Origin of the sequence: Vreelandella alkaliphila (genome assembly GCF_016107625.1) — a bacterium.
GTDB lineage: Bacteria > Pseudomonadota > Gammaproteobacteria > Pseudomonadales > Halomonadaceae > Vreelandella > Vreelandella alkaliphila.
The window spans coordinates 369,032-385,643 of sequence record NZ_JABASV010000001.1; the positions used below are offsets into that span (position 1 = coordinate 369,032).

The 16,612-nt window shown below is 53.2% G+C and carries 12 protein-coding genes; 1 reads left to right on the forward strand and 11 read right to left on the reverse strand.

Features of this window, described 5'->3' with window-relative positions; all coding sequences use genetic code 11:
• Positions 1-42: 42 nt before the first annotated feature.
• Entirely contained in the window at positions 43-2,055 is a 2,013-nt protein-coding gene (gene mnmC / locus JFC11_RS01670; protein WP_198348582.1) for a bifunctional tRNA (5-methylaminomethyl-2-thiouridine)(34)-methyltransferase MnmC2/FAD-dependent 5-carboxymethylaminomethyl-2-thiouridine(34) oxidoreductase MnmC1, read from the forward strand.
• Here the strand turns inward: mnmC and JFC11_RS01675 are convergent.
• The 11 genes from JFC11_RS01675 to JFC11_RS01725 form a co-directional block, all read right to left on the reverse strand.
• Positions 2,049-2,321, reverse strand: coding sequence for a YheU family protein (locus tag JFC11_RS01675; RefSeq protein ID WP_038481736.1), 273 nt, complete (start codon positions 2,319-2,321; stop codon positions 2,049-2,051). The two genes, mnmC and JFC11_RS01675, sit on opposite strands and share 7 nt — an antisense overlap.
• Positions 2,318-4,381: an NAD-dependent DNA ligase LigA gene (gene ligA, locus JFC11_RS01680; RefSeq protein ID WP_038481733.1), complete on the reverse strand. Its 2,064-nt coding sequence runs from the start codon at positions 4,379-4,381 to the stop codon at positions 2,318-2,320. The genes JFC11_RS01675 and ligA overlap by 4 nt, the downstream gene beginning before the upstream one ends.
• Positions 4,382-4,470: 89 nt before the next feature.
• Complete coding sequence (gene zipA / locus JFC11_RS01685) at positions 4,471-6,390, reverse strand: cell division protein ZipA (RefSeq protein WP_198348583.1); 1,920 nt, start codon at positions 6,388-6,390, stop codon at positions 4,471-4,473.
• A 916-nt stretch (positions 6,391-7,306) separates the two neighbouring features.
• Positions 7,307-10,798: a chromosome segregation protein SMC gene (gene smc, locus JFC11_RS01690; RefSeq protein ID WP_038481727.1), complete on the reverse strand. Its 3,492-nt coding sequence runs from the start codon at positions 10,796-10,798 to the stop codon at positions 7,307-7,309.
• A gap of 33 nt (positions 10,799-10,831) precedes the next feature.
• Entirely contained in the window at positions 10,832-12,079 is a 1,248-nt protein-coding gene (gene ccmI, locus JFC11_RS01695) for a c-type cytochrome biogenesis protein CcmI (RefSeq protein ID WP_198348584.1), read from the reverse strand.
• Complete coding sequence (locus tag JFC11_RS01700) at positions 12,076-12,546, reverse strand: cytochrome c-type biogenesis protein (protein WP_038481721.1); 471 nt, start codon at positions 12,544-12,546, stop codon at positions 12,076-12,078. The genes ccmI and JFC11_RS01700 overlap by 4 nt, the downstream gene beginning before the upstream one ends.
• Positions 12,537-13,064: a DsbE family thiol:disulfide interchange protein gene (locus tag JFC11_RS01705; RefSeq protein ID WP_038481718.1), complete on the reverse strand. Its 528-nt coding sequence runs from the start codon at positions 13,062-13,064 to the stop codon at positions 12,537-12,539. The genes JFC11_RS01700 and JFC11_RS01705 overlap by 10 nt, the downstream gene beginning before the upstream one ends.
• Positions 13,061-15,079 carry a heme lyase CcmF/NrfE family subunit gene (locus JFC11_RS01710; protein ID WP_038481715.1) on the reverse strand — a complete coding sequence of 673 codons (2,019 nt, stop codon included), beginning with the start codon at positions 15,077-15,079 and terminating at the stop codon, positions 13,061-13,063. The genes JFC11_RS01705 and JFC11_RS01710 overlap by 4 nt, the downstream gene beginning before the upstream one ends.
• Before the next feature lie 52 nt (positions 15,080-15,131).
• Positions 15,132-15,641 carry a cytochrome c maturation protein CcmE gene (ccmE, locus tag JFC11_RS01715; RefSeq protein WP_038481712.1) on the reverse strand — a complete coding sequence of 170 codons (510 nt, stop codon included), beginning with the start codon at positions 15,639-15,641 and terminating at the stop codon, positions 15,132-15,134.
• Positions 15,631-15,864, reverse strand: coding sequence for a heme exporter protein CcmD (gene ccmD / locus JFC11_RS01720; protein ID WP_198348585.1), 234 nt, complete (start codon positions 15,862-15,864; stop codon positions 15,631-15,633). Before ccmD ends, ccmE begins: the two co-directional genes overlap by 11 nt.
• Positions 15,864-16,604 carry a heme ABC transporter permease gene (locus JFC11_RS01725; protein ID WP_038481706.1) on the reverse strand — a complete coding sequence of 247 codons (741 nt, stop codon included), beginning with the start codon at positions 16,602-16,604 and terminating at the stop codon, positions 15,864-15,866. The genes ccmD and JFC11_RS01725 overlap by 1 nt, the downstream gene beginning before the upstream one ends.
• Positions 16,605-16,612: the final 8 nt, after the last annotated feature.

The following is a 16,612-nucleotide window of genomic DNA, read 5'->3' on the forward strand; positions in this document are numbered from 1 at the left end:
ACCTATCTTTAACACAAACTTCATCAGTACGGGGATACCCGCGTGACTCAACGCTCTACTGCCCTGCCCCCGCTCGCGGCGTTAACGGCTCCTTTACTCACTTGGAACGAGGCATCCCCCCATTCAGAGGCCTTCGACGATGTGTATTTTTCCAGGGAAGATGGCCGGGCTGAAACCGAGCACGTTTTTCTGGGGGCGAATCACCTTCCTAAGCGCTTTGCGGACTGGCGACACAGCCGCGCTTTTGTGATTGGCGAAACAGGCTTTGGCACCGGGCTTAATATGCTGTGCGCGTGGGACTGTTTTGAACAACACGCACCGAGTACTGCACGTCTTCATCTGTTATCCACCGAGAAATTTCCGCTTGACCGAGTATCTCTTGAGCGCGCGCTAAGCGCCTGGCCTTCATTAGCACACTATGCACAAGTGCTATGCGCCCAATGGCCTGAAGCCGTCAGCGGCATTCACCGCCTTCATCTCAACGAGCGAGTGACTCTCGATCTGCACTTTGGCGACACCACCGAACGACTGAACCTACTCGACGGTCAAGTCGATGCATGGTTCCTAGATGGCTTTGCTCCTGCTAAAAACCCCGAAATGTGGCAGCCTGAGCTGTTCGAAGCCATGGCAGCACGCTCTCGCCCTGGGGCAACATTTGCCACGTTTACCTGTGCCGGCGTCGTTAAACGAGGGTTAAAAGCAGCAGGGTTTAACTGGCAGAAGGTGCCTGGGTTTGGGCGCAAGCGGGAAATGTTAGCAGGCTATATCGACGCACCGCCCAAAGACAATCGCCGCCAGTCAACACCATGGTTCACGCCGCCTGCGGCAAGGCCAGCTAACCATGTGGCCGTCATTGGAGCAGGCATGGCCGGTTGCAGCGTGGCCGCAGCGTTAGCCAAGCGTGGGGTTCAGGTAACGGTCATTGAACGCGATACCCCTGGTGCCGGTGGCTCCGGTAATCGTCAGGGAGCGCTGTATGTAAAATTAGCTGCGGAAACGAACAACCAGAGCCGGTTCTATTTATCAGGCCTTCTCTACAGCCAGCGCTGGCTTAGCCAGCGGGCTTCAGCAACACCACGGGAAGCGCCGCTGTGGCAACCATGTGGCGTGGTACAACTGGCGTTAAGCGACAAGGAGGCTGTTCGCCAACAGCGCTTTATGGCACGCCACCCGCTGCCAGAAGCGGTGGTGTCCGCTCAAACCGAGACGCTTGGCGAGCTGGTGGGTGTTCCGATCACAGCGAGTCACGGACTGTTTTATCCCCAGGCAGGCTGGGTGCACCCCAAATTACTCTGCGAACAGCTACTACAGCACGCGAATATCACCTTGCACCAGGGGGAAGTAACAACCCTTCAGCCCGACGGTAAAGCTTGGCAGATCGTGTTGGCCAACGGAGAAACGCTGACCGCTGATCACGTTGTGGTAGCCAATGCGTCTCTGGCTAACCGCTTTGAACAAACTGCAGCGCTACCGCTACAGCAGGTTCGCGGCCAGGTGAGTGAAGTGAAGCTGCCCGAGGGAGTTCAAGGCCCGCAACGTGTGGTATGCGCTGGTGGCTATGTGTCGCCGCCAGTGGAGGGCGTACTGACGTTTGGAGCCAGCTTTGTGCCTAATAACGCCACGAACGACGTTACGACAGCAGACCATCAGCGCAATATTGATGAACTACGCCAAACACTGCCTGAATGGGTCGCCACCCTTGAAACGGCGGGCGTAACGCTAAGCCCCGACACGCTAGCAGGTCGTGCTGCGGTAAGGGCAGCCAGCCCTGACAAAAGCCCCTACGCGGGGCCTGTGCCCAATGCCGACGCATGGCAGCAGGATTACGCGGTGCTGCAAAAAGATGCTTCGAACGTGCCAGATACCCTAGGAGAGCACCATGCAGGGCTGTGGATATCTAGCGCGCACGGCTCTAGGGGCCTTTCCAGCGCTCCGCTCTGCGCCGAAATCATTGCCTCGCGAATGTGTGATGAGCCGATGCCGCTAGAGCTATCGTTAGTGGATCATTTACACCCTGGGCGACGGATTATTAGTGCGCTAGTACGCGCTCAGTAATCGCCCTCTTCCTCATCATCGGCAAGATCTCGCCCAAAGGAACGCCATTGGGCGAGCGTCATCACCTCGGTCATTTCTAACTCAAGATCGTGGGCAATAATCAGCTCGTGACGCTCAAGCTGCTGTTTAAGCTCGACTACCCAGCCGCTCATACCTGCGCCGGTATCGGTTGTATCGTATCCTTGGCGTGTCACAAATGCTTCAAGCAAAGCATCCAGCGTTTCCGGCGGCAGCATGCGTGCTGGCACTTCAATAAAACGGCTCATTCACTCTGCTCCCAGGCAGCTAGACGCTCAATAAAGGTGGCTTCATCGATCACTTCAACGCCCAGTTGCTCTGCTTTGGTTAATTTACTGCCTGCGGCCTCGCCCGCTACCAAGCAGGTGGTTTTCTTGGAAACACTACCCGCCACTTTAGCGCCTAGCGCTTGCAGCCGCGCCTTACCTTCATCGCGGGTCATGGTGTCCATCGTGCCGGTAAGCACCCAGGTCTGTCCCTCTAAGGGCGTCGGGCCTTGCGTCACTTCACTCTCTTGCCACGTGATGCCAGCATCAAGCAGTGCTTTCAGCGTTGCCAGATTATGGGGTTGACGGAAAAAAGTGTGAACATGGGCGGCGACAATCGGACCAACATCATTCACCGCTTCCAGCGCCGCTTGATCAGCTTCTTGCAAGGCCTGAAGTGTACCGAAGTAGCTGGCTAAATTTGCCGCTGTGGCTTCGCCTACTTCGCGAATACCCAAGGCGTAAATAAAACGAGCCAACGTGGTGTGCTTAGCCTTATCCAGGGCATTTACCAAGTTGGTCGAGGACTTTTCCCCCATGCGTGGCAGCGTCTGAAGCTGCTCAGCTGTGAGATGAAATAAGTCTGCTGGCGTTTTCACCCAGTCCAGGTCCACCAACTGCTCAATCAGCTTCTCACCCAGCCCATCGACATCTAGCGCTTTACGGCTGGCGAAATGCTTCAGCGCCTCTTTACGCTGCGCGGCACAATAAAGCCCGCCTGAGCAACGAGCGACCGCCTCGCCTTCCAGCCGTTCAATATCCGAACCACACACCGGGCAGTGCTCGGGAAAGGTAATCACGCGCGCCTGGGCAGGACGCTTGTCGATATCCACTCGTACCACTTGGGGAATCACGTCGCCTGCCCGACGAATGGCCACCGTATCACCAATCATCACACCTAAGCGGGTGATCTCATCTGCGTTATGCAGCGTAGCATTTGATACCGTCACACCAGCAACGGTGACAGGCTCTAGCCTAGCAACTGGGGTAATCGCGCCAGTACGGCCTACCTGAAACTCTACATCGTTAAGGGTCGTGACTTCTTCCTGAGCAGGAAATTTAAATGCTACCGCCCAGCGTGGCGCCCGTGCCACAAAGCCAAGCTCTCGCTGGTGGCGCAGATCGTTTACTTTAATCACGACGCCATCGATGTCGTAACCCAATTGGTCTCGCTTTTCACCCAATTGCTCGCAGTAATCAGCCACCAGCTCAGGGCCATTGACAGTGCGGAGCTCCGTGCTTGAGCGAAAGCCCCATGCTTTGAGCCTTGCCATTTGCTGACTATGAGTTGTCATTGGGCTACTGCTAAGTGCGCCGTCGCCAAGGTTCGTCATATCGAGCCGGGCAACTTGATAAGCATGAAACTCTAATGGGCGCGTTGCGGTAACCCGCGGATCGAGCTGTCGTAGGCTGCCAGCCGCCGCATTACGTGGGTTAGCAAATACCTTGCTGCCTTCTTCTCTAGCTCGATCATTGAGCGCTTCAAAGCCCGCGTGGCGCATAATGACTTCGCCGCGTACTTCTAATAACGCTGGAATGTTGTCGCCCATTAGCTTTAACGGAACAGACCGCAAGGTGCGCAAATTCGATGTAATGCCTTCTCCGGTACGGCCATCGCCACGGGTTGCGCCACTAACCAATACGCCCTGCTCGTACACTAAAGAGACTGCAGCACCGTCGAGCTTTGGCTCACAGCTAAACTCAACGCTACTCGCCTGACACTCCAAACGTTCAGCGACACGCTCAGCAAAGGCGGTAATATCATCACGGCTAAATGCGTTATCCAAGGAGAGCATGGGAATCGCATGAGCAACTTCAGGGAACCCTTCCGCTGGCGCGGCCCCTACCCGCTGGGTAGGGGAATCCGGTGAGACTAAATCGGGGTATTCGGACTCCAATTGCTTCAACCGCTGCAGTTTGCGGTCGTAATCTGCGTCGGTCAGCTTAGGCTCATCTAATATATAGTAGCGGTAGTTTGCATCATCAAGATCGGCGCGCAGTTGGCTAATCTCTTCCAGAAGTTTTTTCTCAGGCTGACTCATTCAGATGTTCCGGCATACAAAAAAACAGGTGTTTAGTAACAAAAACACCCGCCTTCTTTGGGAAGGCGGGTGTTAACGAAACGCGACGCTTAACGCGCTTGCAGTTGGCGATGCAAGCGATGGCGACGTTCAAAGTCATGAACGCGCTGCCTTGCAAACTCAATGGTTTGCGCCGTCATTACGCTACGGTTTTCATCTTTAAGCTCACCGCCCATATGGCGTACGACAACCATCGCCGTTTCGACCATCGCTTCAAACGCTGCTGAACTATCTTCAGCGCCGGGCAGCGGCATCAGGAACGTAATACCAGGGGTCACAAACTCATCCATTTCTTCAATGGGGAACGTACCAGGCTTAAGTACATTCACCATTGAAAATTGCAGTTCGCTATCGAAGCTTTCTGTTTCAAAACGGTGAAAGACACCCATTTCACGGCTATATCGAAGACCGCAGGCCATGATTAGCTCAAGCAATTTACCGCCATCAAAACCTTCAGGCTCCCGCGAAAGCACACTGATCACGACCATTTCAGAAGCGTCGGTGAGCGCATCTCTAGCCCGCTCACTATTAACATCGTGGCGTAACGCTTTTTCTAACGTGGGGTGTGTACGTACAACGTTATCCCTATGTCCCGTTTCAGGCACATAATCATCGTAGTCATCAACATCGTGATAACTCTCATCGTGCGCAGAAATCGTCGGCTCATTATATTGCGCAGCCTCTCGCTCCGCGGCAGCGGTCATTGCAGCGGCCTCACGCGCTTCGGCTTGCTCTTGAGCAATACGCGCTTTTTCAGCGTCGGCTGCCTCTTTTGCTTCACGGCGCTGCTGCGCCTCAAGCGCTTTACGCTCGGCTTCAAGTGCTTTACGTTCTGCTTTTTGCTTGGCTAGTGCTTCCGCACGTTTCGCCTTCTCTGCTTTCTTACGCTCTTTCTCTTTACGACGCTCAATCAAGCGACGTTTAAAGGAACGCCCAATGCCTTCGAAGTCGACCAAGCGGTATTCATCAACCTCATCGTCATCTAGCTCTCTGTCTCCACCGGCGGTATCAGAACGCAATTGACGCCGCCTGGGCGTGTCAGCTGCATGTTGTACTGCATCTTCAGGTTCAACTCTTAGCGTCGGCTCTGCTTCTGCAGTCGGCTCAGCTGCAGCACTGGGTTCTTCTGACGCTTTTTCGATTGAAGCCTTTACGGTTGATGCAATTTGTTCATCAGTTCCAACTGATACCGCCTCTAGGCGGCTGTTAGCTTCAAGATTAGCAGCGTCTTCGTGTTGAGCCGTTGGCTGTTCTTTCTCAACATCAACTTGCTGACCGCTAACGCCTGACTCGTAATGCTCGGTGGGTTCAGGTACTGACTGTGAATCGTGGCTGTCAGGGCGACGGGCTTCAGTTGTAGAGGCAGGCTTGCTACTCGTCATTTGGTGAGTAGCGTCTGTGTGCTGAGTTTCATTGCTAACTGTATTGCTGGGATTCTCATCAGCCATAAATATGCTAGGCTCCCGGCGCTCGGGTTCAGGAATTGCAGACATGCCTAACGTGTGCTCGGCTGAAGCAGTATCTGGCTGAACGGATGTATAGCTCGTCGACGTGGGATGCCCGACAGCAGAAGACTGTTCATGTTTTCGAGGCTCATTTTTACGAGACCACGAAAAATGTGCATTGGCTTTTGACTTGGCCGAACTGGCAGAGTTGGAAAAAGAACGTCGAAAATCAGACAGTACTTTGGAAGGCCCTGGGTGCTCTTGGCGTTCCAACTTAGGTTTTTGACCAAGGTTGCTGTAGTCAGCAGGCTTGACGACCCGGGCACCACCGTTAGGCAGTTCCCAGTTTATTTCCGCTTCTTTGACTTCATCATTAAATTCTTCGAATTTAGCGGCTGGCAAGTCTTTAACTGCTTGATCCAGACGGGGCACACGGCGTTGGCGCTGAAGCCTTCGCACACCGTCAACTACGATGAGCGAAACCAGTGCCAGTCCTAGAATGATTAACCACTCTCTTAATTCCATGTCGAGCATTCCATGGGTCAATATACCGGTTGCAAAGGCGCAATGCCTAATGACGTAACATATCCGAAATTAGCTAATTATCATCAAGCATAGCGCGGTTGCTACGAAAAGGGCCACTTTTTGCAGATTTTCACGCTTTAACACTCCTACAAGGTGGTTTTAGGCCAAATCTTTGACTATATCAACCAAGAAAAGTGCCATTTTAGCGCTAATTTATCCCGACAGGACACATCGTCACATCATCGTCTGCTTTCTATAGGGAGAAATTTCGCTCCCTTGGCTCGCCTTCTCACACCGTAACATGACAAGCCCACATTCAAACTTACGTAACGAAACGCCACTGCTCTTCTGCCAAATTGCCCAGCCAACTGCTGTTCGATCAAAAGCTATTCTGTTACAAACCTATCTGTTACAAACATATCTATTACAAACCTATCTATTACAAACCTACGTCACCAAAAATTCCGTCGTAACGAATAGTATTTAATAGCTAATGAAATCATAGCATATATGTTTTAAACCCTTAACTAACGCTATACAAAGGTAATGAAAGTTCACATTTCAGATTTGTCAATTTTAGATAGATGAACATGCTTAACTGCACGATACGCTTTAGCAGGAGCAGCCCTCAGCGCCCATGATCAAAGCAGTTAATCAGAAACCTAGAATAAATATAAATCATTGATAAAAAAGGAATTTTATAATAAAAAAATGAAGAAATAAACGCTATCAATAGCCACTAATGAACCTAATCTGGGATAGCTAAGCAAAAGCAGAAGGACTCACTATCGGTTCAGCACACAACCCGTCACAGGCTTGCTCTACCGCAATTTTTGCATATTTCATAAGGCTTTTAATGGGTGAAAACTCGTTTAGTTTGCCACCATTGAAGGCACCGCATTTGCCGATAAAGCACTTAATCGACCAGTGCTGCAGCCTCATCAATACCTACCGAAACAAGCCTAGACACACCAGGCTCCTGCATGGTGACACCCATCAAGCGCTCAGCAGCCTCCATAGCAATTTTGTTATGGGTGATATAGATAAACTGAACGCTTTCCGACATTTCTTTAACAAGTTTGGCGTAGCGGCCTACGTTGGCATCATCCAGCGGGGCATCGACTTCGTCCAACATACAGAAAGGCGCAGGGTTCAACTGGAAAATTGCGAAAACCAACGACAGTGCAGTTAACGCCTTTTCTCCCCCTGAGAGTAGGTGAATAGTACTGTTTTTCTTACCTGGCGGCCGCGCCATAATTGCCACACCAGTTTCCAGCAAATCATCCCCGGTAAGGGTTAGCCAAGCAGCTCCCCCACCGAAAACCCGTGGAAATAGCGTTTGTAGACCCGTATTAACCTGGTCAAATGTTTCTCGAAAGCGAACGCGCGTTTCCTGATCGATACGTTTAATCGCACGCTCTAACGTTTCCAATGCTTCCGTAAGCTCTGCATGCTGAGCTTCCAAGTAGTTACGCCGTTCGGCTTGCTGATCGTACTCTTCGATCGCGGCAAGGTTAATGGCGCCTAAACGGCGAATCTTATCTGTGGTGTTTTCCAACCGCTCCTGCCAAGCAGCTTCACTGGCGTCGCTAGGCAGGTGCTCTGCTAAAGCATCGGGATCATGGCCTAGTTCTGCTAATTGCTCATCTTGGGTTGCCGCTTTCAGCGCCAGTGCTTGTACATCCATACGGCGCTGTTGTAACTGTTCACGGCTTTGCTCCAAGTTGCGCTCGTGCTGCTGGCGAGCCAGCTCGTCGTTGCGCAGCTGCTCTGCCAATGCCTGAGCCTGCTGACGGGTATCATTCAGGCGCCGCTCCTGCTGCTCGCGCTGGTGTAGCAACTCCTCTAATTCTTCAGCAGCCAGTTCGTCTGGCTCTACCAGCATTTCCCTGGACTCTTCTAACTCAGCAATACGTAGCGAAAGGCGCTCTTCACTATCGCTACTACGGCTTTGTTGGGCTTGCAGGCTATTCCGCTCAGCATTCAATCGCTCTCGCTCTAGCGCCAACGCCTGCTGACGCGCCTTCATGGGAGCATGCTGTTGATTTAACTGGTCACGCTGCTCACGTTGGCGACTGCGATGTTCAGCGCTGGTTTCACGGGCTTCGGCAGCAGCTTCTAGCTGTTCCATAGCAGCATGCCATCGAGCACGCTGCTCTTCTAAAGTGAGCGTTAACTCCGCCTCATCCTGTTGTAGTTGGGCGAGCTCATCATCCAACTCGGTGGCGCGGCTCTCTAAATGTTCCAGGCGTTGAGCTAGTCGCTGCTCTTTCACCGCAAGCTGTTGGAGCGAAGCAGCGTGGGCACGCTCTTGCTCGGCCTGCTGCTCACGGGTTTGCTCTAGCACTTCAATGGCTTCGCTAGCGGCTTCGCACTGCTCATTCAGCAACGCTAACGCGTCTTCATCCTGGGTAAGACGGGCGTCTAATTCGTCAAACCGACGGCGTGTCACCAACAGTGCATCAACACCTTCACCATTGGCCTGTTGGTGCAGCCAGCCGCGTCCACGCCATACGCCTTCCCGGCTGACAACACTCTCTCCAGGCGCCAAATTACCTAGTAGCGTCTCAGCATCTTCGTTCGTTTCTGCGAAGTGAATACTTGCTAACCATTCGCCTAACGCACCTGCCCCAGACACCAGCGAATCCAAGCGCTGCGCGGATGTCGCTGGCCGCTCAGCTTGGTCAATTAAGCACCAATCAGTGGCTAGGGCATTAGGTAGCGCGTTTAGCTGGTTCGCTGACACTAAACGGGCGTTTAACCACGGCGCAAGCAGCCAGGAAATCACTCGCTCCCAGCCAGATGCAACACTAATCGCTTCACCAAGACGTAGCGCATCGGCTAAGCCGTGAGCCGCTAATGCATCGCTCAGATCTGGGTCGTGATCAGCCAAGGCGGCATCAATTAACGCCTTCAATGACGCGAGTTCGCCTTGATGTTGACTTAGTTCAGCACGCTGCTGATCACGCGCCTGGGTGGCCTGCTGATAAGCGGCTTTGGCATCGCTATAGCGCTGCTGCCAAAGGTCACGTTCGGTTTGAAAGGCTTCAGCACGCTGCTCAGCCTCTTCCCGCTGGGCTTGGCATTCGGCGTGTTCATTGCGCAGTTCAGTGACATCGGCAAGTTCGCCACGCTGCTGACGGCGGCGCTGGTTCTCCGCCTGCATGCGCGCAATACGCTGCTCTAAATCGCGTAATTGGTCTTGGCTACGGTCCGCTTCCCGACTAGCATCGCGCCAGTGATTTTCTGCATCGGCCCACTGCTGTTCGGCAGCTTCAAGAGCGGGGGTCGCATCCGCTAAGGTTTGCTCAAGCGTCTCTAGCTGCTCTTCAAGGGCTTCATGCTCTGGAAGCAAGTCCTCTAAACGAGTCTCTATCGCGACAAGTCGCTCTTGATCGCCTTCGCTGACTCGGCGCTGCTCATCAAGGTCGCGGCGCGCCGTTGCTATATCGCTCGCCAATTGAGCTTCACGACTGCGGCGGTGCGCTTGATCCTGCTCCAGGCGGGCAATACGGGTGGTGGTTTCAAAGAACTGTTGCTGGTGGCGTTCTAGCACATCGGCAAGTTCATCGTGCTGTTCACGCGCTTGTTCCAGGCGCGTTTCACACTGACGTACGCCAAATACGTCTTTCTCAACCGCAATTTCCAGCTCGCGCACTCGGCTTTCTTGGTGAGATTGCTCAGCACGCAATGCGCGTCCGCGTACTAACGCCAGCTCACCTTTTAGCCGGTACTCCTGCTGCTTTAACTCTTGGTAGCGCTTGGCTGCTTCTGCCTGACGCTTAAGGCGTTCGAGCTGTTTGTCCAACTCTTCACGGATATCATCCAGGCGTTCCAAATTCTCCTGGGTGCGGCGCATACGGTTTTCGGTTTCTCGGCGGCGCTCTTTATATTTTGAAATACCCGCGGCCTCTTCCAGCGTGGCACGCAGGTCATCGGGGCGTGCTTCGATTAGCCGTGAAATCATCCCCTGGCCGATAATGGCGTAAGAACGCGGGCCTAAACCAGTGCCCATAAACAGATCAGCGATATCTCGCCGACGGCACTTTTGACCATTAAAGAAGTAATTGGATTGGCCGTCGCGGGTGACTAAGCGCTTTACCGCAATTTCTGAGTACTGCGCGTAAACGCCCCCCATGCCTCCATCGCGGTTATCGAACTTGAGCTCGATAGAGGCTTGGCTGATCGGCTTACGACCGGTGGAGCCGTTGAAGATAACATCGGCCATCGATTCACCGCGCAGGGTTTTAGCTGAGGATTCCCCCATTACCCAGCGCACCGCATCGATGATATTAGATTTGCCACAACCGTTTGGCCCAACGATGGCGGTCATATTGCCATCGAAGGGCACCGTTACTGGATCGACAAAAGACTTGAACCCAACAAGACGAATAGAGGTTAAGCGCATTACGACCCTTAGCTGCGGTTGTTTGCGTGGACGTTATTCAAAAACGCGGTCAATAACAACATTTGCCGCATCATCCTCACTAATAGGTCCAACGCTTACGCTCTCTAGATCGCCAAACAGATCACCAGGCTGAGGGGTTGCCTGACCAGATTGCGAAACGCGAACAACTAAGCGTGCTTCGCGCACCTGGGAGATTTGCGCTTGGGGTGACATAGCCGCGTTGTCATCCAGCACAACAGTCATGGGAAGCTCTGACACTTGGGCACGAATAACAGCCAACGGCGGCAGCTCGCCTTTCATGTCTCGAGCAGTGATAAACACGCTAGCATCGTCACTGACGTTATCCATCAGTGCTTCGTCTAATGAGACAGTCACACGCACGCCCTGGCTTTGGGCGGCCTCAACCGCCGCTGCTTCAGGCTCTACCCCTAAACGCTCTTGAGCAACGCGAATACCTTCGCGCAAGGAAGATGCCGTTTCGGGATCTTCTATGTTTGCGACAGCACGACGCCAGCGGTCAATCGCTGTTTCATAGTCCCCATTATCAAACGCATGGATACCAAGCAAACCGAGCACTGTGGGCTGGCGTGGGTCTTGCGCTAGCGTCTCATCCACTAGCGACTGTACTTCGGGAGTCAGTTCGCGTTCCGCCATAAAAAAGCGCAGTTGAGCAAGTTGCGCTAACAGCGGAGGAATCCGCCCTTCAATAGCAATCAACCGCTCTAACGCATCGACAGCCTTGTCGGACTGACCAGTTTCACGGTAAAGCGGAAACAGTGAACTCCACACATTGGGGTTATTCGGCTGACGCTCGGCTTCTGCTTCCATGCGTTCTAAATACATGGCCAGTGAGCCATCGGGATCGTTTTGCACTTCTTGCTGAATAGCGTAAAGCGTTAAATCGCCTTCCGCGCCGTTTTGCTGATACCAAAACGTACTCGCCCCCACCACGGCTACCATAACCAAGGGAATAGCAAGCCTGCCCGCCGTCGCCGTTTTTAAGGGACGCTTAGTACGGCTGGCAGTGTCTTCCAACAGGCTACGCTCTAGCTCCAGACGGTCTTCTTTAAACCGCTCCTCATCCATATCGCCACGTTCGTGAGCAGCTTCCAACGAGGCCAAACGACGCTTAAAAATCGCCACGTTTTGCTCATCAGCGGTATCGTTAGCTTCGAAGTGATCTAGCTTGTCGCGTAGCGTGCGGGCATCGCGCATCGGCGCTATCAATAACCAAAGCGCGGGGAGTAATAGTAAAGCAATCGCAATCCACAGCGGTGTCATGAAGACCTCTCGCGGTTAATCAGGGCATCCAGGCGGGCACGTTCTTCGGCGCTAAGCGCTTTCGCTGAGGCATTACGACGAGCGCGAACCATCATCACGACGACCACTACACCGAGCAGCACTAACCCTATCGGTAATCCCCACAACAGGTAAGTACGGTTTTCTAAACGCGGGTTATAGAGAATGTACTCTCCAAACCGCTGCACCATATGGTTAACAATCTCGATATCCGATTGACCATCCTGGAGCAATTGATAGACACGCTCACGCATATCAGCGGAAATTGGCGCATCAGAATCATCGATTGCTTGGTTCTCACATAAAGGGCAGCGCATCGAGGCAGTGAGATCATGGTAACGCTGCTCCATAACAGGATCGTCGAACTCACGTATCTCAATACCGCCGGCCAACGCGCCGCTAGTCAGTGTCAGCAGCGCGACGGTAAGCATTAAGCGTATTAGCGCCATTTTTCCACCTCCGGCAGAATGCGTTCACGAACGTCTTCCGGCGACACGTAACCTTTGTGGTGGTAGCGAATGACACCGTCAGCATCAACCAAGAAGGTTTCCGGTGCACCGTAAACCCCCAGATCAAAGCCAAGGCTACCGTCTGGATCAAACACATTAACTTCGAAGGGATCACCAAACTCGCTCAAGAACTCCAGCCCTTTTTCGCGAGTATCTCGATAGTTAATGCCGACCATGCGAATGCCCTGATCAGCCAACTCCAGCAACTGCGGCATTTCCTGCTTACAAGCGGGGCACCATTCGCCCCATACATTTACCAGGGTGACATCGCCAGTTAACAGGGTTTGATCAACTTGGCGATTTTCATCGCGCAGTGTCGTGGCTTCAAACGTAGGAAACTGCCTGGCCATTAGCGCCGAGTCGCGGTGCGAAGGGTCGCGCCCTAGCCCTTGATAAAGGAATAAGGCAATCCCCAGAAAGCCAATCGGTAGTAGTAAAAGCAATAGACGACGTGTCATACCATAGCTTCCTTCGACGTTGCAGACTCAGACGTTGCAGAAGCCGGGCTAGCAGGCGCTTTGCGCGATACGACACGACGGTACCGCTTATCAACTATCGCCAGAATGCCACCGAAAGCCATCAACAACCCACCGAGCCATAACCAGCGTACAAACGGTTTGTATTGAACACGCATCGCGTAGCTACCATCGCCAAGGTCTTCCCCCATGGCGACATAGAGGTCGCGGAAAAGCCCGGGACGAAGCGCCACCTGGGTCATGGGCATTCTGGTAGCGAGATAGAGGCGCTTTTCTGGGCGCATCACAAAACTGCGTCCGGAGTCGCCGCGCTGCACTTGAATGATGGACGTGTCCGCCAGGAAGTTCGGGCCGCGGCGATTGGTCAGTTCCGTCATGGTGAATTGATACCCCGCCACTTCAACAGTCGTGCCCGGTGACATCCGCACGTTGCGTTCGATGTTGTAATTGGAAACAACCGCCACGCCAACAATGGTAACCGCAATGCCCACATGACCAAGCACCATGCCCCAATACGCTAACGACAGCTTGCGCAGCCCAGCCAAAAAGGAGCTGGCATGGCGGACTTTATCGAGCACGTCACGCACGATAGGCAGTACGATCCAGAGCGCCGAAATAATGCCTAAAGAGACCCACAGATTCCATTCGCCGCCATATAGCAACGGCATAGCACTTCCCAGGACCAGCGCAGCAGCGCCTGACAGCCAAAGCTTACGCCACAGTTCACTGGCATTCATGCTTTTCCAGCGAGCGATCGGACCAAGTCCCATAAACATGCACATCACCACCGTTAGCGGTACAAAAAGTGCATTAAAGTACGGAGGCCCTACGCTGATTTTACCTAACCCAAGGGAGTCCAAAATTAGCGGGTAGACCGTCCCTAACAGTACGGTGACCGTCATAATGACCAGTAGAATATTATTGACCAGCAACAACGAATCACGGGATAACCAATTAAAGCCGACTTTGTGGCTCACACGGGGCGCGCGCAGCGCAAATACCAGCAGCGAAAGCGTTACGGTAATCGCCAACAGCATTAAGATAAAGAAGCCGCGGGAAGGGTCGTTAGCAAACGCGTGCACTGAGGTCAGGACGCCTGAGCGCACCAGAAACGTGCCCATTAATGACAGCGAGAAGGTTGAAATAGCCAGCAGTACTGTCCAGCTTTTAAACGAACCGCGCTTTTCAGTGACCGCCAACGAGTGCACCAGCGCCGTTCCTGTTAGCCAGGGCAGCAGTGAGGCGTTTTCAACCGGATCCCAGAACCACCAGCCGCCCCAGCCCAGCTCGTAATAAGCCCACCAACTACCTAGCGCGATGCCTACGGTTAGAAATGCCCAGGCCACATTAGTCCAGGGACGTGCCCAACGGGTCCAGGCAGCGTCTAAACGCCCACCTAGCAACGCAGCAATGGCAAATGCAAATACCACCGAGAAACCGACATACCCCATATACAGCATCGGGGGATGCACAACCAACCCGAAGTCCTGCAGCAGTGGATTAAGATCAGCCCCGTCTTGAGGCATATTCGGCAGTAGCCGCTCAAATGGATTGGAGGTCATCAAGATAAATAGTAGGAAGCCAACGCAGACCATCCCCATGACGCCTTGCACTCGCGCTACCATATCGCGAGGCAAATCACCGGAAAATACCGAAGCGGCATACCCCCAACCAGCCAGCATTAAGCTCCACAATAAGACCGAGCCTTCATGATTTCCCCACACGGCACTAAACTTGTAGTACCAGGGCAGTAGCGAGTTAGAATTGTTGGCGACGTTAGCAACGCTGAAGTCATCCAGCAGGTAACTGGCCGTTAGGCACAAATAGGCAATGGCAATAAAGAAGAACTGCCCTGTTGCCATGGGCTTGCCATAAGCCATCCATAGTGGACGCCGAGTAGCTGCCCCCGCCAGCGGCATCACAGCTTGTATCACGGCCATTAAAAGGGCAATGACCAGAGCAAAGTGGCCGATTTCAGGAATCATTTTGATGAACATGCGCGCTCCGAATTAGCAGTGGGCATAACCGCCTGCTTGACACGATAAGACATTAATAATCGCTTGCTTGGGGGGTGCCTTCCTGCTCCAAACGCTTACCCACCTCAGCCGCTTTTGCCTGATAATCTGCCGGGGAGTAACCTGCCTCTTCTAATGCTTGCGCCACTTCGGGCGGCATATAATTTTCATCGTGGCGGGCTAGGACTTTATCGGCATATAAGCGCCCATCTGTCTGAAGTTCTCCTACCACGACCACCCCCTGCCCTTCACGGAAAAGATCCGGCAGAATCCCGCTGTAGTAGACCTCCAAATCATCGACGTAATCCGTCACGGTAAACTCAACATCAAGGCTTTCAGGATCACGCGACACTGACCCCTCTTTAACCATTCCGCCCGCGCGAATCTGGCGTTCCATGGGTGCGTCGCCCTGAGCAATTTGCACCGGGCTAAAAAATAAATTGATGTTGGAGCGCAGCGCATAAAGTGTCAGCCCCACCGCTATCGCGGTTAATGAAACCAACCCTAAAATAACGAACAGCTTCTGTTTACGTTTAGGCGTCATTACGAACGTCCCTTTGAGCAGAGTTAACCGGTGCTTGCGCGGCCTGGGGATGGGCATTTTGGCGGCGCACACGGCGCTTCACGCCTTTCAGCAGTTGGCTGCGCTCGAGGCGCGCATGCCAAACTATCACCAGCATCAACAACGCAGTAATGCCCCAAGCAGCCCACACATAAAGCCCGTGGCCACCCATGGCAAAAAATTCATTAAGTGAGGAAAAAGCCATTATCTCACCTCCTCTACTAGCTCTTGCACCCAGCGCTTATTGGTTTCACGGCGCAGTATTTCACTGCGCGTACGCATCAGGGTTAACGCTATAAAAAAGCAGTAGAAACCGAGTACCATAATGAGCAGCGGTGCCCACATTTCCATGGGCATTGCCGAACGTCCGGTAATCGTAAACGAGGCAGGCTGGTGCAGGGTGTACCACCAGTCCACCGAATATTTGATGATCGGAATATTAATCACGCCCACCATCGCCAGCACTGAGGCTGCACGAGATCCGCTATCGCGACTACTGAAAGCGCCGCGCAGTGCAATGACACCTAAATACAAAAACAGCAAAATCAGCATGGACGTTAAACGCGCGTCCCACATCCACCAGGTTCCCCAGGTAGGCACGCCCCATACTGCGCCTGAAAAAAGTGCTACAAAGGTCATCGCCGCACCTAATGGCGCCATCACGGTGGCAGCCATATCGGCTACTTTGATTTTCCAGACCATAAATACCAAGCCTGAAATTGCCATTGAGACAAAAATGGATTGTGCTAGGAAAGCGGCAGGAACGTGGACATAGATAATCCGAAAGCTATTGCCCTGCTGATAATCCGCGGGAGCAAATACCAGCCCCCAAACGCTTCCCAGCAGTAACAGGAGCACCGCCGCTGCCCAGAACCAGGGCTGAAGCTTGGCGCTAATCGCGTAGAACCACTTGGGTGATCTCAGTTTATTTATAAAGGCCCACATGGTGTTTT

Bases quoted from the DNA above. Each gene is read 5' to 3' on its own strand.
- JFC11_RS01675 (WP_038481736.1), bottom strand. From the start codon at position 2,321: ATGAGCCGTTTTATTGAAGTGCCAGCACGCATGCTGCCGCCGGAAACG.
- ligA (WP_038481733.1), bottom strand. From the start codon at position 4,381: ATGAGTCAGCCTGAGAAAAAACTTCTGGAAGAGATTAGCCAACTGCGC.
- zipA (WP_198348583.1), bottom strand. From the start codon at position 6,390: ATGGAATTAAGAGAGTGGTTAATCATTCTAGGACTGGCACTGGTTTCG.
- smc (WP_038481727.1), bottom strand. From the start codon at position 10,798: ATGCGCTTAACCTCTATTCGTCTTGTTGGGTTCAAGTCTTTTGTCGAT.
- ccmI (WP_198348584.1), bottom strand. From the start codon at position 12,079: ATGACACCGCTGTGGATTGCGATTGCTTTACTATTACTCCCCGCGCTT.
- JFC11_RS01700 (WP_038481721.1), bottom strand. From the start codon at position 12,546: ATGGCGCTAATACGCTTAATGCTTACCGTCGCGCTGCTGACACTGACT.
- JFC11_RS01705 (WP_038481718.1), bottom strand. From the start codon at position 13,064: ATGACACGTCGTCTATTGCTTTTACTACTACCGATTGGCTTTCTGGGG.
- JFC11_RS01710 (WP_038481715.1), bottom strand. From the start codon at position 15,079: ATGTTCATCAAAATGATTCCTGAAATCGGCCACTTTGCTCTGGTCATT.
- ccmE (WP_038481712.1), bottom strand. From the start codon at position 15,641: ATGACGCCTAAACGTAAACAGAAGCTGTTCGTTATTTTAGGGTTGGTT.
- ccmD (WP_198348585.1), bottom strand. From the start codon at position 15,864: ATGGCTTTTTCCTCACTTAATGAATTTTTTGCCATGGGTGGCCACGGG.
- JFC11_RS01725 (WP_038481706.1), bottom strand. From the start codon at position 16,604: ATGTGGGCCTTTATAAATAAACTGAGATCACCCAAGTGGTTCTACGCG.